General features: G+C 62.3%; 12 protein-coding genes. 6 read left to right on the forward strand and 6 right to left on the reverse strand.

Annotation, left to right across the window (positions count from 1 at the left end; genetic code table 11):
- Positions 1-18: 18 nt before the first annotated feature.
- The 4 genes from PSCI_RS08255 to PSCI_RS08270 all read right to left on the reverse strand — a co-directional run bounded on the left by PSCI_RS08255 (position 19) and on the right by PSCI_RS08270 (position 4,681).
- Positions 19-2,175 (reverse strand): GGDEF domain-containing protein, encoded by a 2,157-nt coding sequence (locus PSCI_RS08255; RefSeq protein WP_045485137.1) that lies wholly within the window; start codon positions 2,173-2,175, stop codon positions 19-21.
- Positions 2,176-2,190: 15 nt separating this feature from the next.
- The gene (locus tag PSCI_RS08260; RefSeq protein ID WP_045494036.1) at positions 2,191-3,057 is read right to left on the reverse strand and encodes an endonuclease/exonuclease/phosphatase family protein; all 867 of its coding nucleotides are present in this window, start codon (positions 3,055-3,057) and stop codon (positions 2,191-2,193) included.
- Between the two features lie 10 nt (positions 3,058-3,067).
- Positions 3,068-3,712 carry a thiol:disulfide interchange protein DsbA/DsbL gene (locus tag PSCI_RS08265; protein ID WP_045485139.1) on the reverse strand — a complete coding sequence of 215 codons (645 nt, stop codon included), beginning with the start codon at positions 3,710-3,712 and terminating at the stop codon, positions 3,068-3,070.
- A gap of 354 nt (positions 3,713-4,066) precedes the next feature.
- Positions 4,067-4,681: a c-type cytochrome gene (locus PSCI_RS08270; RefSeq protein ID WP_045485141.1), complete on the reverse strand. Its 615-nt coding sequence runs from the start codon at positions 4,679-4,681 to the stop codon at positions 4,067-4,069.
- 535 nt (positions 4,682-5,216) lie between these two features.
- Here PSCI_RS08270 and yihA point away from each other — a divergent pair.
- Positions 5,217-5,858 (forward strand): ribosome biogenesis GTP-binding protein YihA/YsxC, encoded by a 642-nt coding sequence (gene yihA / locus PSCI_RS08275; RefSeq protein ID WP_045485143.1) that lies wholly within the window; start codon positions 5,217-5,219, stop codon positions 5,856-5,858.
- A gap of 313 nt (positions 5,859-6,171) precedes the next feature.
- On the opposite strand, the gene polA is transcribed toward yihA, so the two are convergent.
- Positions 6,172-8,946, reverse strand: coding sequence for a DNA polymerase I (gene polA, locus PSCI_RS08280; protein WP_045485145.1), 2,775 nt, complete (start codon positions 8,944-8,946; stop codon positions 6,172-6,174).
- Positions 8,947-9,020: 74 nt separating this feature from the next.
- Between polA and PSCI_RS08285 the strand changes: the two genes are divergently transcribed.
- Together PSCI_RS08285 and PSCI_RS08290 are read left to right on the forward strand one after the other, a co-directional pair.
- The gene (locus PSCI_RS08285; RefSeq protein ID WP_045485148.1) at positions 9,021-9,308 is read left to right on the forward strand and encodes a DUF2782 domain-containing protein; all 288 of its coding nucleotides are present in this window, start codon (positions 9,021-9,023) and stop codon (positions 9,306-9,308) included.
- Between the two features lie 42 nt (positions 9,309-9,350).
- Entirely contained in the window at positions 9,351-10,301 is a 951-nt protein-coding gene (locus tag PSCI_RS08290; protein ID WP_045485150.1) for a homoserine kinase, read from the forward strand.
- Between the two features lie 125 nt (positions 10,302-10,426).
- Here the strand turns inward: PSCI_RS08290 and znuA are convergent, their stop codons facing one another.
- A complete protein-coding gene (gene znuA, locus PSCI_RS08295) occupies positions 10,427-11,431 on the reverse strand; it encodes a zinc ABC transporter substrate-binding protein ZnuA (protein WP_045494039.1) in 1,005 nt (334 codons plus the stop codon).
- Between the two features lie 67 nt (positions 11,432-11,498).
- On the opposite strand from znuA, the gene PSCI_RS08300 reads away from it, so the two are divergent.
- Genes PSCI_RS08300 through znuB form a run of 3 tightly spaced genes read left to right on the forward strand, consistent with a single transcriptional unit; the run spans position 11,499 to position 13,559 of the window.
- Positions 11,499-11,981 (forward strand): Fur family transcriptional regulator, encoded by a 483-nt coding sequence (locus tag PSCI_RS08300; RefSeq protein ID WP_045485153.1) that lies wholly within the window; start codon positions 11,499-11,501, stop codon positions 11,979-11,981.
- Positions 11,981-12,778, forward strand: coding sequence for a zinc ABC transporter ATP-binding protein ZnuC (znuC, locus tag PSCI_RS08305; RefSeq protein WP_045485155.1), 798 nt, complete (start codon positions 11,981-11,983; stop codon positions 12,776-12,778). The genes PSCI_RS08300 and znuC overlap by 1 nt, the downstream gene beginning before the upstream one ends.
- On the forward strand, positions 12,771-13,559 hold the full coding sequence (gene znuB, locus PSCI_RS08310; protein WP_045485158.1) for a zinc ABC transporter permease subunit ZnuB: 789 nt from the start codon (positions 12,771-12,773) through the stop codon (positions 13,557-13,559). Before znuC ends, znuB begins: the two co-directional genes overlap by 8 nt.
- Positions 13,560-13,575 lie beyond the last annotated feature (16 nt).

The raw sequence follows: 13,575 nt of genomic DNA on the forward strand, positions 1-13,575 counted from the left end.
GCCCGCCAGGTGAGCCACTCACCCTTGTTCAACCCGGTTGCGGCCGCTTTCCTTGGCCCGATACAGCGCCTGGTCAGCGCGCTTGAGCGCAGTGTCGCTGCGTTCAGCAGCGCGCAGATCGGTCACCCCAATCGACACCGTGATAGTCACCGGCTCGCCCTTGAAGTGGAACGGGCAACGCTCCACCGCCGCACGCAGCTCATCGAGCATCAACAGCCCGGTTTGCAGCTCAGTGGCCGGCATCAGCAAGACAAACTCCTCACCGCCAAAGCGGGCCAGGAAATCGGTGGTGCGCAGACGCCGGTGCAGCTCCTTGGCGACGATCTTGAGCACCTTGTCGCCGGCCAGATGCCCATAGCCGTCATTGATGCGCTTGAAGTGATCCAGATCCAGAATACCGATCAGCAGGCTATCGCGGTTCTGCTGCCAACGGGCGATTTCCCGCTCCAGACGCTCGCCCCACGCCGCCCGGTTGGGCAGGCCGGTCAGCGGGTCGAGCAGCGCCTTGCGCCGCTGCTCTTCCAGATTGGCACGCACGCCCAGCGCTTCCTGCTCCATGCTCGCCACCCGGCCAGCCAGGCTTTGCAGGCTTTCGGCGACTTCACGCTCGCGCTCGTCGCGCTTGCGCTGATAGTCATCCATGGCGCCGAGCATGCCTTCGAGGCGGCTTTCCAGCACCCGCTTGAGGCTGATCAGGTCCGATGCCTCCTGCACGCTGCTTTGCAGATCGTCGACCTGTTCGCGTAACTGGCTGTCGAAATCCCGCGCCGAACAATGGCTTTCCTGATACCCCTCGTTGACCGCCTGCAAGCCACTCTGGAACGACTCAAGACGCTGATTGAGCTGCTTGAGGTAGGTTTCGAATTCGTGCTGACCACTGTCGCTGACAGCCAGCATCAAGATTGCAAGATCGTCGAGAATCGGTAGCAGTTCGTACCAGTTCAACCCATGTTCGAGGCGATGGCGCATCGACTCGGCATGTGGCCGGTGGATTTCGGGCAGGTTGAGGTCTTCAAGCAGGCCCAGCAGGGTCTCTTCGATGTGTGCGGCCACCGAGCTGTAACTGGGCTCCGGTGAGGACGGCAAGCCGTATTCGCCGTCCGCCGCTTGCTCCTCGGCAGCTTCTTCGGGCTCGTCGGCCTCACGCTCGGCTTCGAGGGCTTTTGGCGTATCCGCAGCGGCCTGCGGCAATTGCTGGAACGGCACCGTCGGTACCGGGGCCAGCAACGCATCAACCTGTCCTAGCCCGTTCAACGGCGGGGCGCTGGCCGGGGTCTGCGGCTCGGCTTTGATTTCGCCTGAAGCCAGCGCCGGCACAGGCTCTACAACCGGCGCAGCGCTCGGCGCTTCGGGCGCCGGGGCGACTTCAGCCAGGGGCGCAGGCTCAATGGTGTTCTGAGGAGCAGGTTCAACGACAGCCGGTTCGGCAGAGACCGAATGGGCGGCAGGCGCTCCTGCTGGTGCAGAACTGACCGGCTTGGTTGGCTCAGGGTGAACGGCAACAGGTTCCTGCGGCGTAGCAGGACGCGGTTGTTCCTCGACCTCGGCAGCGTCATCGTCGTCGGCAACCGGTTCACCGGGCCGGGCCGCTGCAGACGGCGCCGCAACAGCGGCGGCGGCAGGCTCGCCAGGTTGCGGGTCATGGGTTTCATCGCGCGAACCGAACAGGCGCTCAAGCAAGCCGGGCCGGTGACCCTCGTCAGGTCGCTCAATGGCGTCGAGTGCCTTGCCTTGCAAACCGCTGAGTTCGCTGAGCAGCAGCGGCAGCTCACGGGCCTGGGTGGCTCGATCATCGAGGTTTTTGGCGAAGCGCTTGAGCGGCTTGCGCACCTCGCGTGGCAGCGGCAGGCTCTGCAACTGGGCGACCAGCGCGTTCAGCGCATCACCGATCTGCCCGACCCGCACTTCACGGCGCTGCTCGGAGTCGAGCACGGCCTTTTCCAGACGCGGGATCAACCCGGCCAGCCCGGCGTCCATGTCATCCTTGCGGACGATTTCGCGCATTTCCTTCATGCATTCGTCGACCGCCCGGTCGGTACCCTCCGCCGCCAGGCTGCTGCGCACCAGACCACGGCGCAACAGGTCGAGACGGGCCTGCCAGCGCTTCTCCAGACGGTCCTGCTGCTCGATGCCCTTGAGGTACTTCTCTTTCCAACGCTCGGCGTCGTCACTCATGTACGGGATTCACTGTCAGATTCCGCTAGGAACAGGTAAGGAGTCCCCGCACAGCGACGCTGGCAGACGGATCTCTACCGCCACGGGCAGATGATCGGAAATGGGCTGGGCCAGCACCTGAACCCGTTCCAGGGTCAGGGTCGGGCTCAGCAGAATATGGTCCAGGCAGCGCTGCGGGCGCCAACTGGGAAACGTCGCTTCGATTTGCGGTGCCAACAGACCCAGATCGCGCAACGGCGAGTGCTCAAGCAGGTCGGTGGCGTGGGTGTTCATGTCGCCCATCAGCACCTGATGGCGATAATTGCCGATCAGTTCGCGGATATAGGCCAGTTGCCGGGTGCGGGTGCGGGCACCGAGTGCCAGGTGCATCATCACCACCACCAGCGCGTCGTCACCTTCGCCGAAACGCATCAGAATCGCCCCTCGCCCGGCCGGGCCGGGCAACGGATGGTCCTCGATCGAGCCAGGCTTGAGACGGCTGAGCACCCCGTTGCTGTGCTGGGCCAGGCGCCCCAGGTTGCGATTGAGCTGCTGATACCAGTAGGGAAAAGCCCCCAGTTGTGCCAGATGCTCGACCTGGTTGATGTAGCCGGAGCGCAGACTGCCGCCATCGGCTTCCTGCAACGCCACCAGGTCGAAATCACCGATCAGCGCACCGATTTTTTGCAGGTTACCGGCCCGGCCGAAGTGCGGCAGCACATGCTGCCAACTGCGGGTCAGGTAATGGTGATAGCGCTGGGTGTTGATACCCACCTGGATATTGAAGCTCAACAGCCGCAGACGACCATTGTCCGGCAAGCCGCTGGCACTCAGGTGATGTTCATTGACCTGCGGGTCTCGCAGGCCGGCGACACGCTCGTTACCCTTGCCCCAGCGGCGCATGGCGGCGGGCTTACTGGCCGGCCTTGGCAGCTGCACGCTCTTTGGCGATCAGCTGGTCGGCGACCTGCAACGTGGCTTCCGGGCCACCGGAAGTACCCAGGTCAAAGCGGTATTTGCCATTGACGACCATGGTCGGTACGCCAGTGACCTGATACTGCTTGGCCAGCTCTTTGTACTTGGCGATCTTGCCTTTGACGGCGAACGATTTGAAGGTGCTGAGGAACTTGTCTTTGTCGACGCCTTGGGTGGCCAGGAATTCAGCCATGTCTTCAGGGTCGGTCAAGCGCTGGCGCTTGTTCTGGATGGCATCGAAGATGGCCGCGTGAACCTTGTGCTCGACGCCCATTTCTTCCAGGGTGATGAACAGTTGGCCATGAGCATCCCAAGGGCCACCGAACAGTGCCGGAATGCGCACGAAATGCACGTCGGCGGGCAGCTTGTCAGCCCATGGGTTGATGGTCGGTTCGAATGCATAGCAATGCGGGCAACCGTACCAGAACAGCTCAACGACTTCGATCTTGCCAGGCTCCGACACAGCCACCGGACTGCTCAGTTCGACATATTGTTTGCCTGCCTCGATCGGCTGGGCGGCCTGTGCGGTCATGCCGAACACACTGGCGGCTACCAGAGCGGCGCTGAGAATCAGGTTACGCATGCATTACTCCTGGGGTCATGAGGGTCGCTCGCGGCGATGTCTGTTTCGACCGCTCGTCGCGGCAGCGGTTCGTCCGTTTCAGCCTGAATCATCAATACATGATGATCGAGCACGGAAAAACGGAGTCTACTGCTTGTAAATGAGCATTCCGAGTCAATTTTCAATATGGCAACCGTCCCTCGGAACAGTTCGAGGGTGCCTGCCGCCGCAGCAACGAGTGTAACGTCGGTGATAACGGGAAAGGTTAGCTCAGGATTAACAACCGATCAGTCGAACGGCGCTGATGGCCGGCCACTGTGTTGGGCGGGGCAGGAGAGGGCAGCGCTTGCCCCCTCCCGGTAAAGATCAGACGGCTTAATGCAGGCCCTGAATATACTGGGCCAGCGCCTCGATGTCTTTGTTACTGAGTTTTGCGGCGATTGAGCGCATGACCATGCTGTCGCCATCGTTGACCCGCTCTTCTTCGCGAAAGGCGGTCAGTTGTTTCTTGATGTAGTCGGCATGCTGACCGCTCAGGCGAGGGTATCCGGCCGGGGCGTTGCCGGCGCCGTCAGGAGAATGACAACCGATGCAGGCCGGCATGCCGTCTTCGAGTTTGCCGCCACGGAACAAGGCTTCACCGCGAGCGACCAACGCGGGGTTGGCGGCACCGACACTGCCTTTCTGGCTGGCGTACCAGGCGGCAAGATCGGCCAGGTCCTGATCATTGAGGGGCACCAGCAGGCCGGTCATTTCCGGCACCGTGCGCTTGCCGCCCTTGATCTCCTGCAATTGCTTGAGCAGGTAGCGCTCGCCTTGGCCGGCGAGTTTGGGAAAGTTGCCTATCGGGCTGTTGCCATCCGGGCCATGGCAGGCGCCACACACCAGCGCTTTGCCTTGTCCGGCGGCAGCGTTGCCGGCCAGGTCGGCGGCCTGCGCCCCTGCGCAGACCCCCAGGGTCAGTAGCAGACTCACGAGCAATGTGTTCATCAGGTCATCCAGATCGGGCTATAGGTGAAACGTCAGGCAGCGACCGGCTCGCCCCTCCAGCGGATGAAGGTTGGCGACACCGACAACTGCGGTGCTTGCACATTTCCACGCGACGGCAACGATTTGAATGGCCACTGAAACAACCGTTACGTCCGGTTATTCAGCAAAAACCTTTCAGGTTGAAAGCGGACTGCGTTCTAATGCGCATCGGATCCTGCAAACAGCCGGCGACGGTTAGTACGCCGACCAGATCCTTTTCTCGCTTTAAGAGGGCGTCTACAAAATGGCTGCACTCGGCAATACTGCGTTGAAATCGACCTCAAAATGCTTATGTACTTATGTACACTGCGCTTTTTAGCCCGATTTCGCTTTGTCTTGCCTTCATTCGCCTATTTTATAAACGCCCTCCAAGTGCTCATTCACCTGAGCCAGGCGAAATCCACACAAAGTTTGCGGCATTATATACTCCATGCCGCACGACTGGAAACGACACCTCTTGCCGCACCCTTGCAGCAGGGCTTTTACCGGAAATCACATGCAACTCAAGAACCCCATCCTCGGCCTCTGCCAACAGGCCAAGTTCATGCTCAGCGCCGCCAAGGTCGATCAGTGCCCTGATGATGCGGGCTTCGAAGTCGCGTTCGCCGGCCGCTCCAACGCAGGCAAGTCCAGCGCCCTGAATACCCTGACCCACGCCAACCTGGCGCGTACCTCCAAGACGCCGGGGCGCACCCAGTTGCTGAACTTCTTCCGCCTGGACGATGACCGGCGGCTGGTCGACCTGCCCGGTTACGGTTACGCCAAGGTGCCGATCCCGCTCAAGCAGCACTGGCAGCGCCACCTGGAAGCCTACCTGGGCAGCCGCGAGAGCCTCAAGGGCGTGATACTGCTGATGGACGTGCGCCATCCAATGACCGACTTCGACATCATGATGCTCGACTGGACGGTGGCCAGCGGCATGCCGATGCATATCCTGCTGACCAAAGCCGACAAGCTGACCCACGGCGCGGCAAAAGGCACCTTGCTCAAGGTTCAGGCACAGATTCGCAAGAGTTGGGGCAATGACGTAACCATCCAGCTGTTCTCGGCGCCCAAACGCCAGGGCCTGGAAGAAGCCTACCGCGTGCTGGCCGGCTGGATGGAACTGGCCGACAAAGAGCCCGCCGCGCAGGCCTGAAACGCTGCGCCAGTCGGCGCGGCCGTTTTACAGGCAAAAAAAACCCCGGACTTCATATGGGGAGGGGGAAGTTCGGGGTTCAAGGTCCGGACCCCTCAGGGTGGGTTCCGGATATCTGCCAACACTTAACACAACATAGGAGCATGACTGGCCTTGCGAGCCAATCGTGAACTCTGACCCGGTGTTGGCCGATTAAGTTCCTGGCGTGAACAAATGTTCATGTTGGCGGCGGTGAACGCCGTTCGCGGCTAAAGCCGCTCCTACAGGCATCCGAGGGCACCGTAGGAGCTGCTTTAGCAGCGAAAGGCACGAATCAGTGCGCCTCGTCCCAGTTGTTGCCCACGCCGACATCCACTACCAGCGGCACATCCAGCGTTGCGGCGGTGCCCATGTGATCGCCAATCTCGGCGCGGATCTGCTCGACCAGATCCTCACGCACTTCGAGCACCAGTTCGTCGTGGACCTGCAGGATGACCCGGGCATCCAGCCCTGATTGATCCAGCCAGTTGCTCACCGCCACCATGGCTTTCTTGATGATGTCGGCAGCAGTGCCCTGCATCGGCGCGTTGATGGCCGTGCGTTCGGCGCCAGCGCGCTGTTGCTGGTTGCTGGAAAGAATTTCCGGCAGGTACAGGCGACGACCGAACAGGGTCTCGACATAGCCTTTCTCGGCGGCCTGCTCGCGGGTACGCTCCATGTAGTCACGCACGCCGGGGTAGCGGGCAAAATAGCGGTCGATATAGGCCTTGGCCTGCTTGCCATCGACGCCGATCTGGCGTGCCAGCCCTTGGGCGCCCATGCCGTAGATCAGGCCGAAGTTGATCGCCTTGGCGCTGCGGCGCTGGTCGTTGCTGACCTCGGCCAGCTCGACACCAAATACCTCGGCAGCGGTTGCCCGGTGCACGTCCAGGCCATTTTGAAAGGCATGCAGCAGGCCTTCATCCTTGGCCAGGTGGGCCATGATGCGCAGCTCGATCTGCGAATAGTCCGCCGCCAGCAGTTTGTAGCCCTTTGAGGCCACGAACGCCTGGCGAATACGGCGGCCTTCAGCGGTGCGCACCGGGATGTTCTGCAGGTTCGGCTCGCTGGACGAGAAGCGCCCGGTGGCGGCGCCGGCCTGGTTGTAGGAGGTGTGCACGCGCCCGGTACGCGGGTTGATCTGGCCAGGCAAGGTGTCGGTGTAGGTGCTTTTGAGCTTGCTGATCGTGCGGTAGTCCTGCAGCAGCTTTGGCAGTTCATGACCTTCATCGGCCAGCTTCTCCAAGACCTCGACTGCCGTCGATGGCTTACCGGTCGGGGTTTTGCCGCGCACGGGCAGTTCCAGCTTTTCGTAGAGGATCTTGCCCAGTTGGCCAGGCGAGCCCAGATTGAACGACTCGCCGGCCAGCACGTACGCCTGCTGCTCCAGCTCAGCCATCTTGTCGCCCAACTCGATGCTCTGGACGCCCAGCAGCGCCGCATCAACCCTCGCACCGTTGCGCTCCACCTGGGCCAGCACCGGCACCAGCGGCATCTCGATATCGCTCAGGACGCTGACCAGCCCCGCCTCGGCCTTGAGCTTTTCAATCAGCACCTGATGCAGGCGCAGGGTAATGTCAGCATCCTCGGCCGCATAAGGCCCGGCCTGTTCCAGCGGGATCTGGTCAAAGGTCAGCTGCTTCTTGCCCTTGCCGGCGATGTCTTCAAAACGGATGGTCTGCACGCCCAGGTGCCGGGCAGCCAGGCTGTCCATGTCATGCGAGGTCACCGAGTTGAGCACGTAGGATTCAAGCAGGGTGTCAAACGCCACGCCGCGTACGGTAATGCCGTTGGCCGGGTCACCGCCGATGGCGCAGTTGGCGAGGATGTTGATGTCGTACTTGGCGTTTTGCCCGACCTTGGCCTTGTTCGGGTCTTCGAGCAGTGGCTTGAGCGCCAGCAGCACCGTGTCGCGGTCCAGTTGCTCGGGCACGCCCATATACGAGTGGGTCAGCGGAATATAGGCCGCTTCACCGGCCTTGACCGCGAAAGACAAGCCGACCAGTTGCGCCTTCTGCGCGTCCAGCCCGGTGGTTTCGGTGTCGAAGGCAATCAGTTCGGCACTGTTGAGCTTTTCCAGCCAGGCATCGAAACGAGCCTGCTCCAGAATGGTTTCATAGGCCGCCGGGGCGGCGGGAGCGGCGGGCGGCGGCGCAACGGCGGGTTGCGCCGCTTGCTGGCCGGCACGCCGTGCACCGCGCTCGACCTCGCCGATCCAGCTCTTGAACTCCAGCTCGGTGTACAGCTCGATCAGCTTTTCGTGGTCCGGCTCACCGATGACCAGCTCATCGAGGCTGACGTCCAGCGGCACATCGCACTTGATGGTCGCCAGCTCGTAAGACAGCAAGGCCATGGCCTTGTGCTCTGCAAGCTTGGCGCCCAGGGTCTTGGCGCCGCGAATCGGCAACGCAGCCACGGCATCGAGGTTGGCGTACAGCTCGGCCAGACCGCCACCGATACCGACCAGCAGGCCGGTGGCGGTCTTTTCGCCGACCCCCGGGACACCGGGGATGTTATCGACCTTGTCGCCCATCAGCGCCAGGTAGTCGATGATGTGTTCAGGACCGACGCCGAATTTCTCTTTTACGCCAGCGACATCCAGCACGCTACCGGTCATGGTATTGACCAGCGTAACGTGCCCATCGACCAATTGAGCCATGTCTTTGTCGCCGGTAGAGATGATCACCGGCCGCTGCGCCGCCGCACTGCTGCGCGCCAGCGTGCCGATCACGTCGTCGGCCTCGACCCCTTCCACGCACAGCAGCGGGTAGCTCAACGCCTTGACGCAGGCATGTAACAGGTCGATCTGCACCCTCAGATCATCGGGCATGCTCGGCCGGTTGGCCTTGTATTCGGCGAACAGTTCATCGCGGAAAGTACCGCCCTTGGCGTCGAAAACCACGGCAAACGGGCTATCGGGGTATTGTTTGCGCAGGCTTTTGAGCATGTTCAGCACACCCTTGACCGCACCGGTGGGCAGACCCTTGGAGGTCGTCAGCGGCGGCAGGGCGTGGAAGGCGCGGTACAGATAGGACGAACCGTCCACCAGGACGAGGGGTGCTTGGCTCATGAGCAGATTCAACCTTTTCGGCGGGGTCGGCGCTAAAATGCGTGGACCATGGACAACAAAGGGGCAAGGTTATCATGCGCAAGATAAATCGCTTGGTGTTGACCGGCCTGTTACTGGTCAGCCCGCTGCTGGCGGTGGCCGCCGAGGACGCACCGTCGGCCGACCCTGAAGTCACGATCCGCACCGAAGGCGACAAGACCATTCAGGAATACCGCCAGAATGGCTTTCTCTATGCGATCAAGATCACGCCCAAGAACGGCAAGCCGTATTTCCTGGTGCGCGCGGATGGCACCAGCCCCAATTTCATTCGATCCGACCAACCCGACATGTTGATTCCGCAGTGGGAAATCTTCAGCTGGTAAACTCCCCGTCCACTATCACTATTTGAGCTGGCAGTCCCTGATATGTCCGTCTTTACCCCCCTGGCCCGGCCCGAGCTGGAAACCTTTCTCTGCGCCTACGGGCTCGGCCGCCTGCTTGACTATCAGGGCATTGCTGCCGGTAGCGAGAACACCAACTACTTCATCAGCCTGGAGCAGGGCGAGTTCGTCCTGACCCTGGTCGAGCGCGGTCCGGTGCAGGAGATGCCGTTTTTCATCGAACTGCTCGACGTACTGCACGCCGCCAACCTGCCGGTGCCCTATGCCATGCGCACCACCGACGGCCAGGCGCTGCGTGAGCTCAAAGGCAAGCCGGCGCTGCTGCAACCGCGCCTGGCCGGCAAGCACATCAAGCAACCCAATACCCAGCATTGCGTGGCAATCGGCCAATTGCAGGCACGCGTGCACCTGGCAACCCGCGACAAGGTGCTGGAGCGCAAGACCGACCGGGGCCTGAGCTGGATGCTGGATGAAGGGCGCAACTTCCTCTCGCACCTGAGTGCCGAACAGGCCGCGTTGCTGGACAAGACCCTGCAAGAGATCGACCAGCACTTCCAGGCCATTCTCGACCTGCCGCGCGCCAACCTGCACGCTGACCTGTTCCGTGACAACGCAATGTTCGAAGGCACCCACCTGACGGGGGTGATCGACTTCTACAACGCGTGTTCCGGGCCGATGCTGTATGACCTGGCGATTGCGTTGAACGACTGGTGCTCTGAGGAAGACGGCGCTCTTGACCCGCTGCGGGCCAAGGCTTTTTTGGGTGCCTACGCCGCGCTGCGCCCGTTCACCGCTGCCGAGGCCACGTTATGGCCGGTGATGCTGCGCATTGCCTGTGTGCGCTTCTGGCTGTCGCGGTTGATCGCTGCCGAGGCGTTTGCTGGCCAGGACGTGCTGATTCATGATCCGGCGGAGTTTGAAAAGCGTCTGGCGCAGCGTCAGGAAGTAAATCTGCCGTTGCCGTTTGCGCTGTAAAAGATCACTCGGTGCCGCGCGAACGCAGAACCTCGTAGGAGCCGCTTTAGCGGCGAAGCATCGCCAGGAAGCATTCGCGGCTGAAGCCGCTCCTACGTGTACCCACGCGTGCGCAGCGGACCCGGTCAGAGACTTTCCAGGCAGCCGACCAGATCGTTGGCGATTTTTTCCAGCAGCTGTTCGTAGCCATTGGCGGTGGCCGGGGTGTAGCCGCCCAAGGCGTCGAGTTCGGCCAGCTTGACCGGCAGGCCGGCGCTCAGGGTTTCGGCCAGTTTCGGCCGCAGTGGCGGCTCGCTGAAAACGCAGGTCTTGCCCGACTCCTTCAAGCGCTCACGCATCGCGGCAACGTGTCTGGCGCCGGGCTGTACTTCACTGGCGACACTGAATACGCCGGTGTGTTTGAGGCCGTAGGCCTGTTCGAAGTAGTCGTAGGCCTCGTGGAACACGAACCAGGGCTTGTCGCCAATCGTGCTGACCCGCGTCTTGATTCGTGCATCAAGGGCGTCCAGACGCTTGCTGAACGCCTGAGCGTTGCTGGCATAACGCGCCGCGTTGGCCGGGTCGGCAGTGCTGAGGTCGGCGGCCATTTTCGCTGCGATCACCCGGGCGTTGACCGTCGACAGCCACAGGTGCGAGTCGAGGCTGCCGGGGCGGTGGTCGTGGTCATGTTCTTCGTAGCCGGGGTCTGCATCATGGTCGCCATGATCGTGTGCAGCATGATCATGGCCGTCATGCGCATCGTGGTCATGATCGTCATGCGAGGCCTGATCTTCACCGAAGTGGCGCAGGCTCATGCCCGCCAGCCCCTGCACGGCAACGGCTGGACGGCTGCGGTTTTGCAGCACGCGGGGCAGAAAGCCTTCCATATCAGGACCGATCCAGTAGAGCAGGTCGACATCGGCGACCCGCCGTACGTCGGATGGGCGCAAGGCATAGTGGTGCGGTGAAGCACCGGGCGGCAGCAGCACTTCAGGGCTGCCAACGCCATCCTGGACCGCGGCGGCAATCAATTGCAGCGGTTTGATGCTGGTCAGGACCTTGATTTCAGCCGCGGCCGGGGCCGCCTGGGCAGGGATGGCAGCGGTCAAACCGGCAGCCAGAACGACGAAAAGCGTAAAAAGTCGACGCACGAGAAACACTCATATCGGGCAGGAACGGGTAACATAATAACGTCTCCAGCCAATATCGTCGCCGCCCATGCCTATTACACCTCTGGCCAGCCGCCCTCACGATCACTCTCACTGCGTGCATTCAGCCCTCAGCGAAGCCGATGCCCTGTGTGCCAGCAAAGGCTTGCGCCTTACCGCCTTGCGCCGCCGCGTGCTTGAACTGGTCTGGCAAAGCCACAAGCCGCTGGGTGCCTACGACATCCTCGGCGTACTCAGCGAAGCCGACGGCCGCCGTGCCGCACCGCCCACCGTGTATCGCGCGCTGGATTTTCTGCTGGAAAACGGCCTGGTGCACCGCATCGCCTCGCTCAACGCCTTCACCGGCTGCAATCATCCGGCGCATGCCCACCAGGGCCAGTTTCTGATCTGCCGCAAGTGCCACGCAGCCATCGAACTGCAACACCAGACCATCAGCGATGCGGTGATCAACGCGGCCAATGAAGTCGGCTTTGCCGCCGAAGGCCAGACCATCGAAATCGTCGGCGTGTGCGCCGGCTGCAAGGCGGCCTGATGAGCACCCCGCTGATCAGCCTGGAACAGGTGGCGGTCACCCTGTCCGGGCAGAACGTTCTGGACAATATCGGCCTGAGCGTCAGCGCCGGTGAGATCGTCACCCTGATCGGCCCCAACGGCGCCGGCAAGACCACGCTGGTGCGTGCCGTGCTCGGCCTGTTGAACCCGACCTCCGGGCGGGTCTGGCGCAAGCCGAAACTGCGCGTCGGCTACATGCCGCAAAAGCTCCATGTCGACCAGACCCTGCCACTGTCGGTGCTGCGCTTTCTGCGCCTGGTGCCGGGGGTCGACCGGGCCAAGGCCATGGCCGCGCTGGAAGAGGTCGGCGCCGGCAAGGTCATCGACAGCCCGTTGCAGGGCATTTCCGGTGGCGAGATGCAGCGTGTGCTGCTGGCCCGGGCGCTGCTGCGCGAGCCCGAGCTGCTGGTGCTCGACGAACCGGTACAGGGCGTCGATGTCGCGGGCCAGGCCGAGCTGTACAGCCTGATTACCCGGCTGCGCGACCGCCACGGTTGCGGCGTGCTGATGGTCTCTCATGATCTGCATCTGGTGATGAGCACCACCGATCAGGTGGTATGCCTGAACCGCCATGTGTGTTGCTCAGGGCACCCCGAGCAGGTCAGCACCGACCCGGCCTTTGTCGAGCTGTTCGGCCAGAATGCGCCGAGCCTGGCGATCTATCACCACCACCATGACCACGCCCACGACCTGCATGGCGAAGTGGTGAACGACGCCGAACCCCAACCCCTGCGCTTCAAACCTCATGTTCACGGAGACGGCTGCAAGCATGGCTGATTTTCTGTTGTATGCCCTGCTCGCCGGTATTGCTCTGGCTCTGGTAGCAGGCCCGCTAGGCTCATTCGTGGTCTGGCGGCGCATGGCCTATTTCGGCGACACGCTGTCCCACGCTGCATTGCTGGGTGTGGCTCTGGGGTTTCTGCTGGACATCAGCCCGACCGTGGCGGTCACCGTCGGCTGCCTGTTGCTGGCGATCCTGCTGGTGACCCTGCAACAGCGCCAGCCGCTGGCCTCCGACACCCTGCTGGGCATTCTGGCGCCCAGTACCCTGTCGCTGGGCCTGGTGGTACTGAGCTTCATGCACGAAGTACGGATCGACCTGATGGCCTATCTGTTCGGTGACCTGTTGGCGATCAGCCCCACCGACCTGGCCTGGATTCTCGGCGGCAGCGCATTGGTCATGGTGTTGATCCTGGCGCTGTGGCGGCCACTGCTGGCAGTGACCGTACACGAGGAACTGGCGCGGGTCGAAGGCCTGCCGGTCACCACTCTGCGCATGACCATGATGCTGTTGATTGCCGTGGTGATTGCCGTGGCAATGAAAATCGTCGGTGTGCTGCTGATTACTTCGCTGCTGATCATCCCGGCGGCTGCGGCACAGCGTCACGCCCGCTCGCCAGAGCAGATGGCGCTGGGCGCCAGCGTGCTGGGCGTGGTGGCGGTGGGTGGTGGGCTGTCGCTGTCATGGCTCAAGGATACCCCGGCCGGCCCCTCGATCGTGGTCTGTGCCTGCGCGCTGTTTCTGCTCAGCTTTGTTCTCCCCAAGCGGGCGGTGTAGACTTGCTCGTTTTTTG

The sequence above is a fragment of the Pseudomonas sp. StFLB209 genome (genome assembly GCF_000829415.1).
Lineage (GTDB): Bacteria > Pseudomonadota > Gammaproteobacteria > Pseudomonadales > Pseudomonadaceae > Aquipseudomonas.

Excerpts from the sequence above, each read along its gene's own strand:
- PSCI_RS08255 (WP_045485137.1), bottom strand. The coding sequence starts at position 2,175 with ATGAGTGACGACGCCGAGCGTTGGAAAGAGAAGTACCTCAAGGGCATC.
- PSCI_RS08260 (WP_045494036.1), bottom strand. The coding sequence starts at position 3,057 with ATGCGCCGCTGGGGCAAGGGTAACGAGCGTGTCGCCGGCCTGCGAGAC.
- PSCI_RS08265 (WP_045485139.1), bottom strand. The coding sequence starts at position 3,712 with ATGCGTAACCTGATTCTCAGCGCCGCTCTGGTAGCCGCCAGTGTGTTC.
- PSCI_RS08270 (WP_045485141.1), bottom strand. The coding sequence starts at position 4,681 with ATGAACACATTGCTCGTGAGTCTGCTACTGACCCTGGGGGTCTGCGCA.
- yihA (WP_045485143.1), top strand. The coding sequence starts at position 5,217 with ATGCAACTCAAGAACCCCATCCTCGGCCTCTGCCAACAGGCCAAGTTC.
- polA (WP_045485145.1), bottom strand. The coding sequence starts at position 8,946 with ATGAGCCAAGCACCCCTCGTCCTGGTGGACGGTTCGTCCTATCTGTAC.
- PSCI_RS08285 (WP_045485148.1), top strand. The coding sequence starts at position 9,021 with ATGCGCAAGATAAATCGCTTGGTGTTGACCGGCCTGTTACTGGTCAGC.
- PSCI_RS08290 (WP_045485150.1), top strand. The coding sequence starts at position 9,351 with ATGTCCGTCTTTACCCCCCTGGCCCGGCCCGAGCTGGAAACCTTTCTC.
- PSCI_RS08300 (WP_045485153.1), top strand. The coding sequence starts at position 11,499 with ATGCCTATTACACCTCTGGCCAGCCGCCCTCACGATCACTCTCACTGC.
- znuC (WP_045485155.1), top strand. The coding sequence starts at position 11,981 with ATGAGCACCCCGCTGATCAGCCTGGAACAGGTGGCGGTCACCCTGTCC.
- znuB (WP_045485158.1), top strand. The coding sequence starts at position 12,771 with ATGGCTGATTTTCTGTTGTATGCCCTGCTCGCCGGTATTGCTCTGGCT.